This is a genomic window from Sodalis sp. RH15 (assembly GCF_047324255.1).
Taxonomy (GTDB): Bacteria; Pseudomonadota; Gammaproteobacteria; order Enterobacterales; family Enterobacteriaceae; genus Acerihabitans; species Acerihabitans ligni.
On the sequence record NZ_CP178738.1, the window covers coordinates 5,898,979 to 5,919,441 of the forward strand.

The 20,463-nt window shown below is 53.2% G+C and carries 16 protein-coding genes; 8 read left to right on the plus strand and 8 right to left on the minus strand.

What is annotated here, in order from left to right; translation table 11 throughout:
• Positions 1–115: 115 nt before the first annotated feature.
• Positions 116–856: a UTRA domain-containing protein gene (locus ACL2XO_RS26680; protein WP_132924503.1), complete on the plus strand. Its 741-nt coding sequence runs from the start codon at positions 116–118 to the stop codon at positions 854–856.
• A 24-nt stretch (positions 857–880) separates the two neighbouring features.
• Here the strand turns inward: ACL2XO_RS26680 and ACL2XO_RS26685 are convergent, their stop codons facing one another.
• Positions 881–1,210 (minus strand): Dabb family protein, encoded by a 330-nt coding sequence (locus ACL2XO_RS26685; RefSeq protein WP_132924501.1) that lies wholly within the window; start codon positions 1,208–1,210, stop codon positions 881–883.
• 617 nt (positions 1,211–1,827) lie between these two features.
• Positions 1,828–5,511, minus strand: coding sequence for a methionine synthase (gene metH / locus ACL2XO_RS26690; RefSeq protein ID WP_413741923.1), 3,684 nt, complete (start codon positions 5,509–5,511; stop codon positions 1,828–1,830).
• A gap of 357 nt (positions 5,512–5,868) precedes the next feature.
• Between metH and gntK the strand changes: the two genes are divergently transcribed.
• Positions 5,869–6,393 carry a gluconokinase gene (gene gntK, locus ACL2XO_RS26695; RefSeq protein ID WP_203523746.1) on the plus strand — a complete coding sequence of 175 codons (525 nt, stop codon included), beginning with the start codon at positions 5,869–5,871 and terminating at the stop codon, positions 6,391–6,393.
• A gap of 358 nt (positions 6,394–6,751) precedes the next feature.
• Positions 6,752–8,563, plus strand: a complete 1,812-nt coding sequence (edd, locus tag ACL2XO_RS26700; protein ID WP_413726015.1) for a phosphogluconate dehydratase — start codon at positions 6,752–6,754, stop codon at positions 8,561–8,563.
• Between the two features lie 104 nt (positions 8,564–8,667).
• On the opposite strand, the gene metA is transcribed toward edd, so the two are convergent.
• The 6 genes from metA to ACL2XO_RS26730 all read right to left on the minus strand — a co-directional run bounded on the left by metA (position 8,668) and on the right by ACL2XO_RS26730 (position 15,340).
• Positions 8,668–9,597, minus strand: coding sequence for a homoserine O-acetyltransferase MetA (metA, locus tag ACL2XO_RS26705; protein WP_132924494.1), 930 nt, complete (start codon positions 9,595–9,597; stop codon positions 8,668–8,670).
• A 250-nt stretch (positions 9,598–9,847) separates the two neighbouring features.
• Positions 9,848–11,773 carry a sigma 54-interacting transcriptional regulator gene (locus tag ACL2XO_RS26710; protein WP_413741924.1) on the minus strand — a complete coding sequence of 642 codons (1,926 nt, stop codon included), beginning with the start codon at positions 11,771–11,773 and terminating at the stop codon, positions 9,848–9,850.
• 82 nt (positions 11,774–11,855) lie between these two features.
• A complete protein-coding gene (locus tag ACL2XO_RS26715; protein ID WP_413726017.1) occupies positions 11,856–12,827 on the minus strand; it encodes a 2-keto-3-deoxygluconate permease in 972 nt (323 codons plus the stop codon).
• A 215-nt stretch (positions 12,828–13,042) separates the two neighbouring features.
• Complete coding sequence (locus ACL2XO_RS26720; protein WP_203523749.1) at positions 13,043–14,206, minus strand: UxaA family hydrolase; 1,164 nt, start codon at positions 14,204–14,206, stop codon at positions 13,043–13,045.
• Positions 14,207–14,218: 12 nt separating this feature from the next.
• Positions 14,219–14,509, minus strand: a complete 291-nt coding sequence (locus tag ACL2XO_RS26725; RefSeq protein WP_132924488.1) for a UxaA family hydrolase — start codon at positions 14,507–14,509, stop codon at positions 14,219–14,221.
• Between the two features lie 168 nt (positions 14,510–14,677).
• Positions 14,678–15,340, minus strand: coding sequence for a GntR family transcriptional regulator (locus ACL2XO_RS26730; protein WP_203523750.1), 663 nt, complete (start codon positions 15,338–15,340; stop codon positions 14,678–14,680).
• A gap of 730 nt (positions 15,341–16,070) precedes the next feature.
• Here ACL2XO_RS26730 and ACL2XO_RS26735 point away from each other — a divergent pair.
• The 5 genes from ACL2XO_RS26735 (at position 16,071) to ACL2XO_RS26755 (ending at position 20,387) form a co-directional block, all read left to right on the plus strand.
• Positions 16,071–16,889 carry a substrate-binding periplasmic protein gene (locus tag ACL2XO_RS26735; RefSeq protein ID WP_132924484.1) on the plus strand — a complete coding sequence of 273 codons (819 nt, stop codon included), beginning with the start codon at positions 16,071–16,073 and terminating at the stop codon, positions 16,887–16,889.
• 62 nt (positions 16,890–16,951) lie between these two features.
• Positions 16,952–17,746 (plus strand): amino acid ABC transporter permease, encoded by a 795-nt coding sequence (locus tag ACL2XO_RS26740; RefSeq protein WP_132924482.1) that lies wholly within the window; start codon positions 16,952–16,954, stop codon positions 17,744–17,746.
• Entirely contained in the window at positions 17,743–18,411 is a 669-nt protein-coding gene (locus ACL2XO_RS26745) for an amino acid ABC transporter permease (RefSeq protein WP_413741925.1), read from the plus strand. The genes ACL2XO_RS26740 and ACL2XO_RS26745 overlap by 4 nt, the downstream gene beginning before the upstream one ends.
• Position 18,412: 1 nt before the next feature.
• The gene (locus tag ACL2XO_RS26750; protein WP_413741926.1) at positions 18,413–19,168 is read left to right on the plus strand and encodes an amino acid ABC transporter ATP-binding protein; all 756 of its coding nucleotides are present in this window, start codon (positions 18,413–18,415) and stop codon (positions 19,166–19,168) included.
• 40 nt (positions 19,169–19,208) lie between these two features.
• Positions 19,209–20,387, plus strand: a complete 1,179-nt coding sequence (locus tag ACL2XO_RS26755; protein WP_413741927.1) for a M24 family metallopeptidase — start codon at positions 19,209–19,211, stop codon at positions 20,385–20,387.
• Positions 20,388–20,463: the final 76 nt, after the last annotated feature.

The following is a 20,463-nucleotide window of genomic DNA, read 5'->3' on the forward strand; positions in this document are numbered from 1 at the left end:
AAAGATGAATATTTGATGTCAGTAATTCTTTTAGCCTGTTTTTTGTTATGGTTTCACTACCGCATCCGCAAAGGCGGAAAATCATGCACTATGACAATGCAGATGGGTGACTAAAATGCCTCAAAATGACGCTCCTTTTCTGCAAAGCCTTTCCCGGCAGAAAACCGTTACCGCCATTTGCCAGGCCATTAGCGGCTGGATCACCCAGGGCGTATTGACCCATAACGACCGTTTGCCGGCGGAGCGCATCCTTAGCGAGCAGTTCGCCACCACCCGCATCACCCTAAGAGAAGCCCTAGGTCAATTGGAAGCACAAGGGATGATTTATCGCGAGGAGCGCCGCGGCTGGTTTGTCAGCCCGCCGCGGATTATCTATAACCCGCTTCAGCGCAGCCATTTTCATGCCATGGCCAGGGAACAGGGACGAAAACCGGACACCGAAGTATTGGATGCCGGTGAAATCGTGGCGCCGGACGCGATATGCGCCCATCTGGACCTGCCGGCGGGGGGGCGGGTATTTTGTATTCGACGGGTGCGGCGCATCGACGGGCGGGCGGTGCTTTATGTGGAGCATTATCTTAATGTCGCTTTTTTCCCGGCGATTTTGCAAGAAGATCTCACCTCTTCCCTCACCGAACTCTACGCTAACCGCTATGGGATCCGTTATGGCAAGGTCCGTTTCGACATGTTGCCCACCACCTTTCCCCTCGCGGCATCGCAGGCGCTGAAAGTGGCGGATAACAGCCCGGCGCTGTTTATTACCCGTATCAATCGCGATCAGTATGCGCGGATCATCGATTGTGACTTGGAATATTGGCGTTATGACACGCTGCATATCAGCGTGGAAGCGGAATAACGGAGGCAAATGGCACGGGGAGGGTCAGGTCTCGGCTTCCCCGGATAATAACGCATCGAAAATCAGCACTGAACAGACCCCGTCGGTGAGAGACGGCAGAATAATATTTTCCCGGACATAAAGATGATGGCGGTGGTTAAGATAAATTTCCAGCGCGTCATTATCGGCAAAATAAAGGCTTATTTTGTGCCTGAATCCGTAATCGTGTTGTTCGCGGCTGATATTTTCATGCCATGAAGCGTTGAGAATACCCGGAATATACCGATCCATGGTCAATAACGCTGCGCTGATGCGATGGATTTCATCTTCGCCGAGCGTCGCCTTGAACCGGAACAACACGTTATGTTGAATCATCTTAACCTCTTACCGTCATTGAATTTTCCCTTTCAAGAACGTGGCGCGGTCTTCTCCATTCCCTTACCGGGCATATAATTGCGCTTCATATACCGCTGTGTTGTTCTAAATGCCGCCACTAAGTTTGCCAGGAAAATTTTCTCTTCATGTTGGTCCATATACCACCCCAATTTGCCATATTTATACCCATCAAGGGTATACGAGTCCAAAACCATTAACGCCGCCGGTCCGCAATTGCCAATAGCGGGAATGATTTCCCGTTATCATGAACTGCGTAATGTCCTGTGGGTTAATAGTAAATGTCTGCCGATTGCTCAGACTGCTTCCAATAAAATAAAAATTTAAATAAAGTTATGAACAATTACATTTCAAATAATAATTAGCGTTTTGATTATAATGCCGCTTTGCTTAGATCAATCTAACGCCGGCAAGGGGATAGGTAAAATAATTATATTATTAGCCATAATTAATTAGCGGGGTATAATTCTTATTATAAAATCAATATTGCTAATAAATTCAATGTTAAGCTTCCCTGTCCAGGCAAAAAAACAGGCAATTTCAGAAACAAAAGCAATCCAAAAGGATTGCTTACCATCATCCCTATGTGGAATTGATCCTCAATCGGCATCGTAGCCGAGATTAGGCGCCAGCCAGCGTTCAACTTCCGCCACCGGCATACTCTTACGGGCGGCATAATCCTCCACCTGATCCCGCTGAATTTGCGCCACGGCATAATATTTACTGTCGGGGTGGCTGAAATACCAGCCGGAAACCGATGCTCCCGGCCACATGGCATAGGATTCAGTCAACCGCATGCCGGTATTTTCGTCAACGTTGAGCAGGCGCCAGATAGCCTCTTTTTCCGTATGATCGGGACAGGCGGGGTAGCCCGGCGCCGGGCGGATACCCTGATAATTTTCCCGGATCAACTCCTCGTTGCTGAGGTTTTCCGTAGCGGCATACCCCCAATAGACTTTACGCACCCGTTCGTGCAGGTACTCGGCAAACGCTTCAGCCAACCGATCGGATAAGGCTTTTACCATGATTTTATTGTAATCGTCATGCAGGGCGTCATAGTCCGCGGCCAGTTGGTCTTCCTCCAAACCGGCGGTCACGGCAAACGCGCCGAGATAATCCGCCTTGCCGCTGGATTTCGGGGCCACGAAGTCTGCCAGGCAGTAATTGGCGAAATCGGTTTTTTCCGTCTGCTGGCGCAGATGATGGCTGACGGCAACCACCTCGCGGCGGCTTTCATCCCGATAGATTTCGATATCGTCACCCACCCGGTTGGCGGGAAACAGCCCCACCACGCCGCGCGGGAGCAGTGATTTTTCAGCGGAGAGCTTATCCAGCATGGCGTTGGCATCGGCAAACAGCCGCCGGGCTTCTTCGCCGATCACCTCGTCCTGCAGCAAGCGCGGATATTTACCCGCCAGCGACCAGGTCATAAAAAACGGCGTCCAGTCAATATAGTTGCGCAAGGTCTCAATGGAGGCCGTCACCGCCTGAATCCCCAGGCGATGGGCCACCGGCGGAGTGTAATGCTCCCAGTCCATGGCGGCGTCATTGTCCCGCGCGGCTTGTAATGTCACCGGCGGGGTACGGGGCTTTTTACGGCCATGCTGGATACGCACCGTGTCATATTCACTGCGGGTTTTCTGGACAAATTCGTCCCGTTGCGCATCGGACAGCAGTGCGGAAACCACCCCCACGCTACGGGACGCGTTCTGGACATAAATCGTCGGTCCGCTGTAGTTGCGCTCGATTTTCACCGCGGTATGGGCCTTGGAGGTGGTTGCGCCGCCAATCAGCAGCGGCAGCGTGAATCCCTGCCGCTCCATCTCCTTGGCGACGTTGACCATTTCATCCAGCGATGGGGTAATCAAGCCGGACAGACCGATGATATCCACGTTCATCTCCCGGGCGGTCTTCAGGATTTTGTCCATCGGAACCATTACCCCCAGGTCGACGATTTCATAGTTATTGCATTGCAACACCACGCCGACGATATTTTTACCGATATCGTGGACATCACCCTTTACCGTCGCCAGCAGGACTTTTCCCGCCGCTTTCTTTTGCTGCTTACCGGCCTGGATAAAAGGCTCCAGGTAAGCCACCGCCTGCTTCATGACCCGCGCCGATTTCACTACCTGCGGCAAAAACATCTTGCCGGCGCCAAACAGATCTCCCACCACGTTCATGCCGGACATCAGCGGCCCTTCAATGACCTCGATGGGCTGTGCCGCCTGCTGCCGCGCTTCTTCGGTATCGGGCTCGATAAACTCGGTAATGCCTTTTATCAAGGCATACTCCAGGCGTTTTATCACCGGCCATCCGCGCCATTCCGCCTGCTGCTGCTTACTGACTTCGTCGGTCTTGCCGCCGCGGTACTTCTCCGCCAGTTCCAGCAACCGCTCCGTGCCGTCGGCGCGGCGATTAAGCACCACATCCTCCACCGCCTCGCGCAGCTCAGCCGACAAATCGTCATAAATGGCCAATTGCCCGGCATTGACGATACCCATATCCATACCGTTGCGGATGGCGTGATAAAGGAATACCGCATGAATGGCTTCCCGCACCGGTTCATTGCCGCGAAACGAGAAAGACACGTTGGAGACACCGCCGGAAATCAGCGCATGGGGCAGTTCGGCCTTGATATCGGCACAGGCGCCGATAAAATCCATCGCATAATTGTTATGCTCCTCAATGCCGGTGGCGATGGCAAAGATATTCGGATCAAAAATGATATCTTCCGGCGGAAAGCCCACCGTCTCGGTCAGGATACGGTAAGCCCGGCGGCAAATGGCTATTTTGCGCGCGCGGGTATCCGCCTGTCCGTCCTCGTCAAAGGCCATCACCACCACCGCGGCGCCGTAACGGCGCACCAGGCGGGCATGGTGGATAAAGACCTCCTCGCCTTCCTTCATGGAGATGGAGTTGACGATGCCTTTGCCCTGGATGCATTTAAGGCCTTGCTCGATAACATCCCATTTGGAGGAGTCGATCATGATGGGTACGCGGGAGATGTCCGGCTCTCCGGCGATCAGGCTCAGAAAACGCACCATGGCGGCTTCGGAATCCAGCATGCCCTCATCCATGTTGATATCGATAACCTGGGCGCCGCTTTCCACCTGCTGAAGGGCCACCGCCAGGGCTTCATTATACTTTTCTTCTTTTATCAGGCGTTTGAAGCGCGCAGAGCCGGTGACATTAGTTCGTTCGCCCACGTTCACAAACAGGGTGTCTTTGTCGATATTAAGGGGTTCCAGCCCCGCCAGGCGGCAGGCCACCGGCCGATCCGGCAGCTGGCGCGGCGGTATGCCCTCAATGGCCCGGACGATGGCGGCGATATGCTCCGGCGTGGTGCCGCAGCAGCCGCCGACGATATTCAAAAAACCGGCGCCGGCCCACTCCTTGATTTGCCTGGCCATAACATCGGGGCCGAGATCGTACTCGCCGAAGGCATTGGGCAATCCGGCATTGGGATGGGCGCTGATGTAACACTCGGCAATCCTGGACAGCTCGGCGACATACTGCCGCAGCTCATCCGGGCCAAGGGCGCAGTTCAAACCGAACGACAGCGGTTTAACGTGCCGCAGGGAGTTGTAAAAGGCTTCCGTGGTCTGGCCGGAAAGCGTCCGTCCCGAGGCATCGGTGATGGTGCCGGAAATCATCACCGGCAACTCTACGCCCATGGCTTCAAATTCGGTTTCAATGGCGAATATAGCCGCCTTGGCGTTGAGGGTATCGAAAATGGTTTCCACCATAATCAAATCCGCGCCCCCCTCAACCAATGCGTGCACCGACTCTCTGTAAGCACTTACTAACTGATCAAAGGTCACATTGCGGAACGCCGGATCATTTACATCCGGGGAAATCGAGGCGGTGCGGTTGGTGGGGCCCAGGACGCCGGCAACATAACGCGGTTTATCCGGAGTGCGCGCCGTCCATTCATCGGCGCACTGGCGTGCCAGCCGGGCGGCTTCGAAATTAAGCTCGCCAACCAGCGACTCCATCTGGTAATCGGCCATGGCGATGGCGGTGGAGTTGAAGGTATTGGTTTCCAGAATGTCGGCGCCCGCTTCAAGGTAGGCGTAGTGAATCGCGGAAATCACCTCGGGCTTGCTGAGCACCAGCAAATCGTTATTGCCCTTCAAATCGCTTGGCCACTGGGCAAAGCGCTCGCCCCGGTAGTCCGCTTCCTCCAACCGGTAGCTCTGGATCATGGTGCCCATGGCGCCGTCCAGCACCATGATGCGCTGGGCCAATTGCCGGCGAAGTCCGTCAGTTCGATTATTCACTATTACCCATCCACCGCAGAAAAATATACCCGTTATACTTCAAGCTGCAGGTGCGTCGCTTTCCTGCAACCCGAATTATCCAGGGTAGAGCGTCTAAAATTGAGCCAAAACAGGCAGAACATCCTAACATAAGTTAAGCGGGAGCGAAGATGGCGGCTCATGAGACTTTTTCAGTTATCGGCTGACAGTTTAAAAAAACGCCACTTAATGTAAAAGTTATGTTTCATAATGCCCTTATAATTTGATGTCGATCACAGAAGAAAATAAAAGTCGTTGATGCCGCTAGAAACCGATAAAAAAACACGCATAATGTTACCGGTAACATCAATGAACTTTAGCAGGCCTCGGAGCCCTACGATGACAACTACATCCAACCATATCTTCGTTTTAATGGGCGTTTCAGGCAGCGGCAAATCCGTTGTAGCCAGCGCCCTGGCCCGCGAGCTTTCGGCCGCGTTTCTGGATGGCGATTTCCTCCATCCCCGCGCCAACATTGAAAAAATGGCGGCGGGCCATGCGTTAAACGATGATGATCGCGCGCCCTGGCTGGCGGCGATTAACGATGCCGCTTTCGCCATGCAGCGCACCAACGCGGTCTCCATCATCGTCTGTTCGTCGCTGAAAAAGCGGTATCGCGATCGCCTGCGGCAGGGCAATGACAATCTCTCCTTCATCTATCTCAAGGGCAGCTTCGAGGTAATTGAAGAACGCATGAAGGCCCGTAAAGGCCACTTTTTCAAATCCGAGATGCTGGTGACCCAATTCGATACTCTGGAAGAACCCGGTGCGGACGAACCCGATGTATTCGTCGTCAATATCGCCCAGCCGGTGGAAAAAGTGATTGACGATACCTTGAATTATATCCGGCAGTTTAATCAGTAAAACGCCGGCTGAAGCCGGCGACCGACGTTGCCGGAACCGCGGTTTCTTCAAAGGATGTAAAGGATTTACATTCACACAGGCCGGATGAGCCCGACTTTTGGCATCCGGCTTTTTAAGTTCTGCGTAGCTGAAACGATTCAACATCGAGGTATGCCAATTTGCACCTCGGTTAAAAGCGACAAAAGACCCGGCCTTACTGGGGGCCGACCGATAACAGCGCCATCAGACGGTTCCGCCAACGACCGATTTTAATAATAAAAGCGTAAAGCATCCTGATGTGCCGTCGGACCACAAATTCTGTTGTTCAGCGCTGCCCGCGAGGGCGGCCCTGAACCGTTCAATCTTAAGTGAGGCATGTATGAATCCTACCGTAGCCCGTGTAACGCAACGTATCATCGACCGTTCAACTGCCACCCGCGCCGCTTACCTGGCGCGCATCGACGATGCGCGCACCAAAACGGTCCACCGCGCCCAGTTGGCCTGCGGCAATCTGGCCCATGGTTTTGCCGCCTGCCAGCCCGACGATAAAGCCGCGCTGAAAAGCCTGACCCATAATGACATCGCCATTATCACCGCCTATAACGACATGCTGTCCGCCCATCAACCCTATGAACATTATCCGGAACGGTTGAAAGCCGCTTTGCATAGCGCCGGCGCGGTAGGCCAGGTGGCGGCCGGGGTTCCGGCCATGTGCGACGGCGTTACCCAGGGCCAGGACGGGATGGAACTCTCGCTCATGAGCCGCGAAATCATCGCCATGTCGGCGGCCATCGGCTTATCCCACAATATGTTCGACGGGGCGCTTTATCTCGGTATCTGCGACAAGATAGTCCCGGGCCTGGTGATGGCGGCGTTATCTTTCGGCCATCTGCCGGCGGTGTTTGTACCGGCCGGCCCCATGGCCAGCGGTTTACCGAATAAGGAAAAAGTCCGGGTCCGGCAGCTCTATGCGGAAGGGAAGCTTGACCGGGCCGCCATGCTGGAAGCAGAAGCCGAGTCTTATCACAGCGCCGGCACCTGTACGTTCTACGGTACCGCCAACTCTAACCAGATGGTCATGGAAATGATGGGGCTGCATCTGCCGGGTTCCTCCTTTATCCAGCCAAACACCCCGCTGCGTGACGCCCTCACAGATGCCGCAGCCGTCCAGGTTACCCGTCTGACGGAAAACAGCGGCAATTACCTGCCCGTCGGCCGGTTGGTGGATGAAAAGGTCATCGTGAACGGCATTGTGGCATTGCTCACCACCGGCGGTTCCACCAATCACACCATGCATCTGGTGGCCATGGCCCGCGCCGCCGGCATCATCATCAACTGGGACGATTTTTCCGAACTCTCCGATTCGGTGCCTTTGCTGGCGCGGATATATCCGAACGGCCCGGCGGACATCAATCAGTTCCACGATGCCGGCGGCGTCCAATTGGTGATTCGCGAACTGCTGAAAGGCGGATTGCTCAATGAAGACGTCAATACCGTCGCCGGATTCGGCTTAAGCCGCTATACCCTTGAACCTTGGCTGGATCAGGGCACTCTGGCCTGGCGCGAAAGTCCCGAGACTTCCCTGGATCCGAAAGTGATTTCCACGCTGGAAAGCCCGTTCGAGCATCATGGCGGCACCAAGGTGTTGGACGGCAACCTGGGGCGTGCGGTAATGAAGACCTCCGCCGTACCCATCGCCAACCAGGTTATTGAAGCGCCGGCGGTGGTATTCGAAAGCCAGCATGACGTCGGTCCGGCCTTTGATGCCGGGCAGTTGAATAAAGACTGTGTCATCGTGGTGCGTTATCAGGGCCCCCGCGCCAACGGGATGCCGGAGCTGCACAAGCTGATGCCGCCCCTGGGCGTCCTGCTGGATCGCGGTTACAAAATAGCGCTGGTGACCGATGGACGTCTTTCGGGCGCCTCGGGCAAAGTGCCCTCGGCAATCCACGTCACGCCGGAAGCCTTTAACGGCGGGTTGCTGGCGAAGGCCCGCACCGGCGATATGGTGCGGGTTAATGGCGTTACCGGCGAGTTGTCCCTGCTGGTGGAAGAAAGCGAACTGGCTCAACGTACCGTCGCGTTGCCCGATTTAAGCGCCGGCCATATGGGCAGCGGGCGGGAACTGTTCGGTGCCCTGCGCAGCCAGCTCTCCGGCGCCGAACAGGGCGCTAGCTGCATCGTCGTCTAAGCGCAAAAATCCTTACCCTGCGATTCCCGGCCGAGCCTGGCCGGGATGGTTTCTCTGCCGGCCGTCCTTGGCCCTCACCGCGCCCCTTGTATGTTTGTGGGACATCAATCGATGGTGGGGTTCATATTGCGTAAATCGAACGGCGTGATCTGATAAACGTAATAATTGAGCCAATTGGCAAACAGCAGGTGCCCGTGGCTCCGCCAGCTCGCTTTCGGCGTCAGGTCGGGATTGTCATCCGGGAAATAATTAACCGGCAGCAAGGGATCCAGGCCGGCGGCCAGATCCCGATGATATTCGCCGGCCAGGGTCAGTGCGTCATATTCAGGATGTCCGGTGACAAAGGCCAGCCGCTTGTCTTTACTGGCGAACAGATACGCCCCCGTTTGCTCGGACTCCGCCAGGATCTCCAGATCGGTATACCGGCGGATGACGTCGGTGGGAAAATCCGCATAGCGGGAATGGGGCGCCAGAAAGGTCTCATCAAAACCACGGGTCAGCAACGCGTGGGGCTTAAGGGTATTGTGCTGGTAAACGCCGGCCAGTTTTACCTGGCGGGTCATTTTGGGAATATCGTACAAAATATTCAGCGCGGCTTGTACCGCCCAACAGACAAACAGGGTTGACGTGACATGATCCTTTGACCATTGCAGGATCCGGGCGATCTGCGGCCAGTAAACCACATCGCTGAAATCCACCAGCCCCAGCGGCGCCCCGGTAACCACCAGACCGTCGTAGTTCTGATCCTGGATATCCTCAAAGTCGCAGTAAAAGGTATTGAGATGCTGCGCCGGCGTATTTTTCGACTCATGGCTGTCGATGCGCAGCAGTTGAATATCGATCTGGAGCGGCGAATTGGATAACAAACGCAGGAATTGGTTTTCCGTCTCTATTTTTTTCGGCATCAGATTGAGTATCAGAACCTTCAACGGACGAATTTCCTGTGTGCTGGCGCGGGAAGTCGTCATCACAAAGACATTTTCATTGCGCAGAAAATTTACTGCCGGCAACTCATCAAGAACCCGAATCGGCATAACCTTAGAACCTCAAAGCATACGTTTATACGTTTAGACATCCAGATGCCCGACCATACCGCTTTTGCTAAATGATGTCGAGTATTCAACCATAAGTTGAAAATGTTTCATCTTAATCACTATTTTAGCTGATGGATTTTTTAGCGGCCGTATTTTTGTAATGGTTTGATTAAATAATGAAATAACTGTTTTCATGCGTGAAAGGCAGGCTGGGGCACCAGGATGCCCGGCAGTTTTATCGCCGGCAACCCTAAGGTTTCATTAGCCAGCGGTTGATTGAGGTACGATCCACATCCAGCATCCGTGCGGTACGGCTTTTATTATAACCTTGCCTGGCAATGACCCGCTCCAGTATAGCCCGGCGGATCTGTGCGTAATTACCCTCCAGCAAATCGCATTGGGTACAGGCTTTTTTCCCCAATTGCTGTTGCCCGCCGGCGAGATCCTCGATGTAGAGCGCGGCCTGCTCGAGATCCAGCGTATCGCCGACGGCTGAGAGCGCCAGACGCTCCATAATATTGCCCAGCTGCCGTGCATTGCCAGGCCAAGAGTAACGAGTCAGGAATCGCCACAGATTGTCCGCCAGACGCAGCGGCGGCAAATCATAGCGCCGGCGATAACGGCTCAGCCAGTATTCACCGATGGCGCGGATATCTTCCGGCCGTTCGCGCAGCGGCATGGCGGTAATCTTCAGTACGTTGATGCGGTAATAGAGGTCTTCGCGAAAACCGCCTTCCTCGACAAATGTCTGGATGTTACGGTTGGTGGCGGCGATGATGCGCACATCGATGGGAATAATACGATCCGAGCCCAGGCGTATCAGCTGGCGTTCTTGCAACACCCGCAGCAGTTTTGATTGCAGGCTTTTGTCCAGCTCGGTGATTTCATCCAGGAACAGCGTACCGCCATGGGCCAGTTCAAACAGTCCGGTTTTGCCCTTGCGCGACGCGCCGGAAAATGCCCCCTCCACATAGCCGAACAGCTCGCTTTCCAGAATATCCGGCGGGATGGCCCCGCAATTTACCGGCACGAACATTTTATCCCGGCGCTCGCTGGCATTATGAATGCTTTGGGCAATGATCTCCTTACCGGTGCCGTTCTCGCCAATCAGCAAAATTGTGGCATCGGTCTTGGCATAGGTTGCCGCCAGCTGCAGCCGGCGGGCCATTTCAGGGTGGCCGGTGATAAAATCGTTGAAACCATAACGGGCCTGGAAATTGCGTTTTTCCGCTTCCTTAAGGCGTATGGCCTGCTCCTCGCCGCGTACGGTGGCGGCTTTTTGCAAGGTGATAATCAGCCGGTCGGTCTCGCCGTTTTCAACAATGGGCGTTACCTTGGCCAGAAGAGAGCCGTAGGCGCTGCTATCGATAATCAGGCTTTCGTTCACATCATAGTGTTCGTTAAACCGGGATAAGGACCCAAACGCCAGGTAGCGTTGCAAGTTATCCCCGGTACGCTGCGTCAACCCAAGCATGGACATCGCCTGGCTGTTGCTGTGCAGGATTTCTCCCCGCCCGTTGACGGTGATAATGGCCTTGCTCACCGCATCAATCAAGGTTTGCAGCTGGCGGTTTTCCACACGCTGGCGCGCCAGCCCCCGATAGACCGTAATGGCCTCTTCCAGCGCCCGTTCAATGGACTCCACGCCGGTACTCAACAGCGTGCAACGCTCGGCGGGAAGGTCGAAATAATCAGTGCTAATGGCATCACCGATAAGCCGCTCCACCTCGCCGCTGGCCATTTGCTGATGCACCTGCCGGCGAATACGTTCGATGGTGGGCAGCGACATATCCGGCACGGTAAAAATTTTCAGCGGAATATTCAGCATCGCGGCGATTTTACGGCTGCCGTTGATGACGCTGACGTAACCGACGATGCCGATGCAGGTTTGGTTACGATAAGGAGCCAAGGCGTCAATGATATCGTAAGCGGAGGTTTTTATTTCGATAATGGGCTGCTTTATGCATTGTTCCAGCAATCTCACCATGCCGCCGCGGCTGATAAAAATATCGTAATCTTCCAGCGGTAAATGCTTCAGGGTCTCTTTAATCCCGGTCAAGCTAGATTCCACAATGGTAATGTTGGCTTTACCGGCATAATTGGCTTTAATGCCGGCAATATTTTCGGTGAGATCGGGGGTGGGTGAGATAATACAAAAATGCGGAAGCTTCTTCATTACACAATGTCCCATAAACAACTTCCGCACGATGATAAAGAGATAAGAAATATTTACTGTTAGCCGGTCCCGTTATTTACATTTAGGTCCTTGCTTTTTTGGGAATCATTTGATGTTTTTTTTCCAAGCGTAGGGCTTCTTTTTTAGCGACCCAGGCGCTCAGCAACGGCGTCAACAGCGAGGAAACGATAGTGGATGCCGCCACCTGCGGCGTCGCCACCGCCACCAATCCCGCCATGCTGTGATCGACGCCGGCAATGGCCGCCGGTGTGGCTACCGCGTTGCCCGCGGTGGTTGACACCGCCGCGCCGGCAATGCCGCTGCCCCCCGCCAGGCGCGAAACCAGGATATTAAAGACGCCGCCGATGACCACCGTCATCACGCCAAGCAATACGCCCGACAGCCCGGCTTGCAGCAGCGTCATAAAATCGATATTGGTGCCCAGGCCAAAAGAGAAGAAGGGGATCAACATACCGCCGCCGCTTTTCAAAAAGGCGCGCATCTCCTCATCCAGATTACCCAATATCACGCCGATAATGATAGGAATGATTACCGCGATAAAATCCAGCAGCGGAATTGACACCAAGCCGGCGGTGCCCATCGCCACCATGGTGAGAAACGGGCCTTCCAGCACTGACAGTACCGCAATGGCGCCGCGATCGGTTTCATTACCGTATTCTTTGGTAAGCGCCGCATACAGGCCCATATTGGCATTGGTCATGGCGGAAATAATGGCCAGGCCGGACAGCCCGAACAGTCCGCCCTCTCCGCAAAATTTCACTACCGCCAGACCAATGACGATACCCACCACCAGTTTTGACAAGGTAATGGCCGCCCCTTTTTTCAAAGCCTGTGGCGCGGCGTTAAAGCGGATTTCCGCTCCCATACAAATAAAGAATACCGCCAGGATCGCCATCGAACCGTGGGATAACGCGGTGGTAAAGCTGCCTATTTCCAGGGCTCGGGGGAAAAATGTTTTAAATAGGGCGCCGATAATCAGCGGTATGACCATCATGCCGCCCGGAAATTTTTCCATTGCTCGTTTGATTTTCATTTCAGCCTCTTATAAAGGAGCTTGTTGACATAGCGCACGGCCGGGGCAGGCTGCCAGATCGTAAACTCGCCGTGAATACGTCCTTGTAGGCTCGATCCGCGCCATCCCTGGCGCGGACGGTTTACTTTTCTGGCAGCCTGTCCCGTCTTATTGACTCCGAATACGTCTGTCAGCAGTCTGAAGGGACGTTACCGTTCCTTGGGGCCTGAATATATTCAGAAGGAAGGCGCAATTTTATAAATCGAGAACTCATCATGGCCGAGTTCTTCCGCTTTGGTGCTTTTTCCGTTGGCAACCTTCAGTATTTCATCAAATACCCGTTGTCCCATCTCCTCAATGGTGGCTTCTCCGCGCATGGCCGCTGAAACATCAAGGTCGATGTTATCGCTCATTTTGGCGTAGGTGGCTTCGTTGGCGGTGATTTTAATCACCGGCGCAATGGGCGTGCCGGTAGGACTGCCGCGCCCGGTGGTGAATACGATCAAATTGGCGCCCCCCGCGACCTTGCCGGAGAGTGATTCAATATCCTGCCCCGGGGTGTCCATCACCCACAGCCCGTGGCCCTGCGGACGGTCTGCGTATTTCAACACTCCCTGCAGCGGCGAATGGCCCGCTTTATGGATGCAGCCGAGGGATTTTTCTTCAATGGTGGTCAAGCCGCCTTTGATATTGCCCGGCGTCGGCTGGCCGCCGCGAATATCCTCACCTAATGCCTTGGCCCGCTGCTCGCAGTCCAGCACCATATCGATGAATTCTTTCGCCACCCGCGGGTTGACGGCACGTTTGGCAAAAACCTGCTCCGCGCCGATAAATTCGGTGGTTTCCGACAGCATGGCGGTGCCGCCTTCCGCAATCAGCCGATCGCAGGCAACCCCCAACGAAGGATTGGAAATCAGCCCTGAAGTAGTATCCGAACCGCCGCATTCCATACCCAGCGTCAGTTCGGCAAGGGAAATCGCCTCCCCCTGCTGCATCGACAGCTCCTGGGCATAGGCCCGGGCCAGGGAAATACCTTTAGCCTGGCAATTAAGCGTGCCGCCTTCGCCCTGGATGGTCACGCAGCAGACCGGTTTGCCGGTTTTGCGGATTTCATCGGTAACATAGGTGGGCTCAGCCCCTTCGCAGCCCAGCCCCACCACCACCACCGCACCGACATTACCGTTGGCGGCGACGTTGATCAGGGTTTTTACCGTGAGTTTGGCATCGCTGGCTATTTGACAGCAGCCGAAATTATTATTTATCCACACGGCGCCTTTAACCTGCAGGCTGATATCGCGCGCCACTTTATTGGAACAGGCGCTGGTGGGTAAAATCAATACATGGTTACGGATGCCGACGGATCCGTCGGGACGGCGATAACCTTTAAATGTCATGCTCATGCTTATCTCCTGTTATTGCCAGTCGCCGCGGCCGCGTTCACTTTCCACATTGTGCACGTGGACATACTCGCCCCGTTGAATGGGCGCGGTGCTGCGGCCTATGGATTCACCGTATTTATAAACTTCGCCGTGCAAAGCGATATCGGCGATGGCGAATTTGTGCCCGAACGGCACATCCTGGCGCAAAGACACATCGATAAAACGATTGTCGATGGCAACCGTGGCGTTTTCTCCGGCGTGGAGGGCTATCAGGGCAACGGCAACGTTGTCCTTGCCATTGATGACGACTGCGTTATTTTTCATGGGTGGTCCTCTTTATAGCTACATTGCTTCCGGGCTATAGAGAGCAACCATCATGCCATGATATTAAGCATATGATATTATTGAATTTTTAATAAAATAAACGTTTCGGGGTAAAAAAACTGCGGGATATAGCCTCAGCTGATGCGGATATTTGCCTCACTTTTTACATCAGAGGCTGGTGTATTTTTCGATTATCGAAATCCTGATATTGTCAATATGATGCGAGACCTCCAGGGCGGCCTGCTCCGCGTCCCCCTTTTCAAGGGCGGCAATGATAGCCATATGTTCATTCAGGACGGGCATCATGCGCTTATCCACCCGTTTGAGTGAAAACATCCGGGTTTTGCGCCGTAATTCATCTATCATCTCCGCCAAGAGCTTGTTTTCGCAATAATGGACAATCAGCCCGTGCAATTCCGCATCCACAATCTGGTGCTCATAGCTGGAAGGATCGCCGGCCTGCCTGAGCTTTTCCAGCCTGACCTTCAGCAGCGCCAGCTTATTCAGGGGGATTTTGCCGGCTGAGCGGGCCGCCGCCTCGGTTTCCAGCAGTCGTCTGACGTGGAGGATCTCAAGAATTTCCTCGAGGGTCACCATGCGGACAAAAAGCCGATTATTGGACTTACGCTCGAGGATTTTCTCTCCTTCAAGCCTGTGCATCGCTTCACGTAGCGGGGTCCTGGAAATACCGAGACGGATAGCTAGCGCCCGCTCTTGTATCTGCTCGCCCTGCTTTAGCTCCCTGGCAATGATCAAATCCAGCAGCGCTTCATAAGCCTGATTGCCAAGACCGCCATTACCGCCATCCAATAATGCTGTTTTATTTGTCATTTATTATATCTTTCATGAAATTAAAAGAGGGAGTGGGAGACTGGCCATATCAGACGGAATACCATAGGTATATTAATCTATTAACTCTTAGCAGGATGTCAACGTTTATTGGAAACCATGGCCAAGCATTGGCGGATGTGTGATCAGGCCGGCGAATTCTTTTGCACAAAAATAAATCAATAGCACTGACTTGGTGCGTTTAGCTGCTGAATCACTTGAAACAGGCGAACGCATTCGCTGCTGAAAAGTGAATAAAACCCGGCGGGGAAAAATATTTACCTTATAAAAAGGGATTCGTTGAAATACTCTCGCGGTGAAAAAAAAGGGCAGCTATTGGCCGGACTCTATCATCATTACAAAAACAGGCGAGAGGATCGGTAGAATATCTCGCTGAATTATAATAAATTTTAAAATTATTGCGCTAAGGATTTCGTGAAAATTGTTTCTTTATCGCGCAGGACCTCAAGGCATCGGTACAATTTTTATACGCCTGCGCTGCCGTTTTCTTGCGCTGGTTAGGAAAATTTGGCATTTATATTGCTTTCAAAAAATATACCATTTTGATACCAATCGATCATACCAGGTTAACCAAGAGGAAAAGTATCATGGGTAATCTTTGATCCAACTGGTATACCACTTGGATACCAAAATAACATGATGATAGCTATGAAAAAATAAAGCGGCCCAAACGGCTGATAAGCACAATTATCCATATGATAAGGGTAACTCCATGCATTTACTGTCGATTTTCACTCGGAAAGAGTGCAGAAAAATAGGCGCGGCAATCTTATTTGTATTGGGATTCGCGCAATACGCCGCTGCGGCGGATAGCGCGGTCGACACTATTTTGTCAAAGGGCGAGCTGCGCGTTTGCTGGGCTGAAGACAATCCCTATTCCTATAAAGACCCCGCCACCGGTAAATGGGAAGGATTTGACCACGATATGGCCGTTGATCTCGCCAGCGCCATGGAAGTCAAACTGGTGGATGTCGATTCAACGTTTAAAACCATCATAGCCAGCGTGAAAAATCACGAGTGCGACATTGGCGGAGCCGCGTTATTCGACACCATGAAACGGGCTGAAGTCGTTCTTTTCACCGATCCCCTTTCGTATGAAACCAGCGGCGCCTTTGTCAAAAATGATTCTCCCTATAAAACCTACGCCGATTTGGACAAGAAAGGGAAGGTGCTGATTTCCAAAACCGGATCCGCATCAGGTGATTTCGCCAAACGGTTCTTCAAAAACGCCGAAATACGGTTTGTCGCTTCCGACAACAGTTCGGTAGACGCGGCGGAAGTGGCCAACGGCCGGGCCGACGCCTGGTGGGTTTCCTACACCTCCACATCACGCATGCTCCAGCAGAACCCACAGTTCGGCATGCGGCCTCTGGGTGAAAAACCGCTGGATCGCGTAGGCATTGTCTGGGCAATCGACCTGAATGAATATCATCTGCAGCAGGTAATCAATGTGTGGCTGCGGGGACAGCTCAATTCTGGACGTACGGCCGAGCTGTGGAAAAAATGGTTTGGCACCGACTATGTCCAGTAAATAATCACGAGTGCCGAGTCAACCGGCACTCCCTACTCTTCATATCGGTATGAGGACGCTGTATGACCGAGTCAGCCATAATCGCTAAACGTAAAAAGATTGATACGCAAAAAATCGTCGGTACCGTCATCGTTATTCTTTTATTCGCGTTTATTTTATATAACGTGAAATGGAGTTTTGTACGCACCCTCGATTTCTCCGTGATTTATCAATATTGGCGGTTATTGCTCAAGGGACTTTCCATGACGGTGCTTGTTACGCTGGTCTCGGTTATAACCGGCCTGCTGAGCGGCATCGTCCTGGCTATCCTCAGCCAGCTTCCCTTCCGGATAATCAAAATCCTCATCGCCGTCCATGTGGAGATCTGGCGTTCAACGCCGCTGCTGGTGCAAATCTTCTGGATCCATTTCGCCCTGCCGCAAATCACCGGTATTCCCACTCCGGCTCTGGTTTCCGGCATTATAGCCATGACGCTCCAGTCAAGCGCCTATCTAACGGAAATCACCCGCTCGGGCATTGAAAGCATCCCCGAGGGACAATGGGAAGCGGCGAAGGTACTGAATCTTTCAACAAGAACCACATGGCTGCGGGTCATTTTGCCTCAAGCGCTTAAATTGATGCTGCCGGCGCTGTGCAATACCGTTCTCAGCTTTTTTAAAGGCTCCACCATACTTTCCGTTCTGGCCATCAGCGAATTAGTGACAGTCAGTAATAATATTGCCAGCTTCACCTTTAGGCCCATTGAGATCATCACTTTTTCCGGCCTGCTCTTTTTTATTATCGGCTATGGATTTTCGTACCTGAGTTCCAGGCTTGAGAAAAGACTGTCGCAATCATCTTTACGGGACCCCACATGAATTTCCACTTTTTTGTTATTGAAAACGCTTGGAAAATCCTTGCGCAGGGTGCCGTGACAACCTTTTTAAGCTGCTGCCTGTCGCTGGCGCTCGGTATGGTGCTTGGCGCGCTTTTATGCTGGGGAAAGATGCAAGGCAGCGGCCCTCTCTATCGGGTTTCGGTTATCATTATTGAAACCTTCCGGACCATTCCTGAATTGATTCCCATATTTTGGATATACACCTGCGTCCCGTTTATTTTTGATGTGAAATTATCCGCCTTCTCCTCCGGCATCCTGGCATTAACGCTCTGCAGTGGTGCTTTTCTTGCCGAAATATTCAGAACGGGCATCTTGGCTATACCGAAAGGGCAATTTGAAGCCTGCGCGGCGCTATCCATACCCAGTGTGGAGAAATGGAAAACGATTATTATTCCTCAAGCGGTGAAAGTCGTTTTCCCCGCGTTTGTCAATTTCACCAGCGATCTCGTCAAAATATCCAGTTTACTCTCAACCATCGGTATCGCTGACTTATCTTATGAAGCATCCGTCATCAGCGGTGAAAATTATCGTTACCTCGAAATCTATACCCTGGCCGCCGTCTATTATTTGCTCATGATAGTGCCGCTGAGCCTGTATGGCCGTTATTGCGAAAATCGCAGCAAATATCATATGGCGAGGACTTAAGATGCGTATGAATGCGGATATTCCTTCCTCGCATATTGTCATATGCCAGGCAGTAAAAAAATACTACGGTAATTTTTGCGCCCTGAATGACATCTCCCTGGAATTCAAAAGAGGAACCGTCACCTGCATTGTCGGTCCCTCAGGCAGCGGCAAATCCACCTTCCTGCGGACGTTAAATGCCCTTGAACCCATCGATGCCGGCGAGATTTTCATAGACGGCATTCGGCTGGAACACAACGCCGCTTCGGCTCGGGCCATACGCAAAGATGTGGGTATGGTTTTCCAAAACTTCAATTTATTCCCGCATCTGAGCGTGAGAACCAACGTCACCCTGGCGCCGGTAAGCGCCCTGGGACTGGGCAGGAAAGAAGCGAATTCACGGGCGGAGCAGCTCCTGGCTCGCGTCGGCCTGGCCGATCAGATAGACAAATACCCCGGCCAACTGTCGGGCGGACAACAGCAACGGGTCGCCATAGCACGGGCGTTGGCCATGGAGCCGGCCCTGATGCTGTTCGACGAACCTACCTCTGCCCTTGACCCGGAAATGGTATCGGAAGTGCTCGTGGTGATGAAAGAACTGGCCGAAAGCGGCATGAGCATGATTGTCGTTACCCACGAAATGGGATTTGCACGCGAGGTGTCGGACCGGGTCATCATGATGAATGATGGACAGGTAGTGGTTGATTTACCGCCGAAGGAATTTTTCAAACCGGCCAATGACGCAAGACAATCAGCGTTTCTCTCCAAAGTGCTTTGAGGCAAAAACAGCCGGCACTCTCTCATAAGGAAAAAGTGAAATGATAGATAAGAACTTAATCGGCAGCATCCCCCAAGGGGGCGATTCGGCCTTTCCCAAGCAGGAATTCGACAGCCGTATCGCGAAACTCCAGGCCATTTTAAGGGATAAAAGTATCGACTTATATCTCACCAGCGGCGCTGAAAATATATTCTATCTATCCGGCCAGCAAACCCCTGGTTATTACGTTTTCCAGTGTCTGGCAATTCCGGTACAGGGAGAACCCTTCCTGGTTCTGCGCGAGCTGGAGTCCTATAACGCCCGCTTCAATACCTACCTGGAAAATTTATACGGTTACGGCGACGGCTTCTCTCCCGCACAAGCCCTGGCTTCGGCCATTGAACAGGAAGGGTGGAAAGGCAAACGCATCGCTATCGATAGAAACGCCTGGTTTCTCACGGTGAATATTTTCGACGAACTTGCCGCCCGCCTGGGGGAAATGCAGGATGGCAGCGGTTTCGCCGAATCGCTGCGCCGGGTGAAAAGTCCTCTGGAAATCCTCGCGCTGGAGGAAGCGGCGCGGGAAAATGACGCCGGTATGCGGGCAGGAATACAGGCGGCCAGAGCCGGCGTGGATGAAAACGCCATTGCCGGCGCGATTATGGGCGCGACCATCGCCGCCGGTTCGGAATATATGGGAATGGAACCCTTTGTCACGTCCGGCCCGCGCTCCGGCGTTCCCCATACCACCTGGCGCCGTCGCGTGATCCAATCTGGCGATGTGGTGGTATTGGAAACCGCCGGTTGCCATCACCGCTACCATGCCGCGCTTTTTCGCACCATCATGGTGGGGGATGTCCCGCAACAGGCCCGCGATTGGCATAACATCACCCTTGACGCCCTCGCCGCCGCCATGGCAGCCATGAAACCCGGCAATCTGTGTTCCGATGTCCATGATGCGGCGCAGCGGGTGATTGACGCCGGCGGCGCCACGAATGCCTATAGGAAGCGGACCGGGTATAGCATGGGTATCTCTTTTGCCCCTGACTGGGGTGAAGGCAATATTTTACATCTTAATAAAGGCTACGATGTGGAATTGGTTGAAGGCATGGCCTTTCATATTCCCATCACCCTGCGGGAATATGCTCGATTTACCGTTGCCTGCAGCGAAACGGTCATCGTTACGCGGGACGGATGCCGGCCGTTAAGTAAAATTCCTCGGGACTTGATTAATATCTAAATGAACAAGCAAACGTATTTTTTTTAACGTCCTGAAACTTATCGGTAATGGCTTCTGTACAAAATCAGGAGAGCAT

Coding starts and splice junctions, on each gene's coding strand:
- ACL2XO_RS26680 (WP_132924503.1), top strand. CDS start 116: ATGCCTCAAAATGACGCTCCTTTTCTGCAAAGCCTTTCCCGGCAGAAA.
- ACL2XO_RS26685 (WP_132924501.1), bottom strand. CDS start 1,210: ATGATTCAACATAACGTGTTGTTCCGGTTCAAGGCGACGCTCGGCGAA.
- gntK (WP_203523746.1), top strand. CDS start 5,869: ATGACAACTACATCCAACCATATCTTCGTTTTAATGGGCGTTTCAGGC.
- edd (WP_413726015.1), top strand. CDS start 6,752: ATGAATCCTACCGTAGCCCGTGTAACGCAACGTATCATCGACCGTTCA.
- metA (WP_132924494.1), bottom strand. CDS start 9,597: ATGCCGATTCGGGTTCTTGATGAGTTGCCGGCAGTAAATTTTCTGCGC.
- ACL2XO_RS26710 (WP_413741924.1), bottom strand. CDS start 11,773: ATGAAGAAGCTTCCGCATTTTTGTATTATCTCACCCACCCCCGATCTC.
- ACL2XO_RS26715 (WP_413726017.1), bottom strand. CDS start 12,827: ATGAAAATCAAACGAGCAATGGAAAAATTTCCGGGCGGCATGATGGTC.
- ACL2XO_RS26720 (WP_203523749.1), bottom strand. CDS start 14,206: ATGAGCATGACATTTAAAGGTTATCGCCGTCCCGACGGATCCGTCGGC.
- ACL2XO_RS26725 (WP_132924488.1), bottom strand. CDS start 14,509: ATGAAAAATAACGCAGTCGTCATCAATGGCAAGGACAACGTTGCCGTT.
- ACL2XO_RS26730 (WP_203523750.1), bottom strand. CDS start 15,340: ATGACAAATAAAACAGCATTATTGGATGGCGGTAATGGCGGTCTTGGC.
- ACL2XO_RS26735 (WP_132924484.1), top strand. CDS start 16,071: ATGCATTTACTGTCGATTTTCACTCGGAAAGAGTGCAGAAAAATAGGC.
- ACL2XO_RS26740 (WP_132924482.1), top strand. CDS start 16,952: ATGACCGAGTCAGCCATAATCGCTAAACGTAAAAAGATTGATACGCAA.
- ACL2XO_RS26745 (WP_413741925.1), top strand. CDS start 17,743: ATGAATTTCCACTTTTTTGTTATTGAAAACGCTTGGAAAATCCTTGCG.
- ACL2XO_RS26750 (WP_413741926.1), top strand. CDS start 18,413: ATGCGTATGAATGCGGATATTCCTTCCTCGCATATTGTCATATGCCAG.
- ACL2XO_RS26755 (WP_413741927.1), top strand. CDS start 19,209: ATGATAGATAAGAACTTAATCGGCAGCATCCCCCAAGGGGGCGATTCG.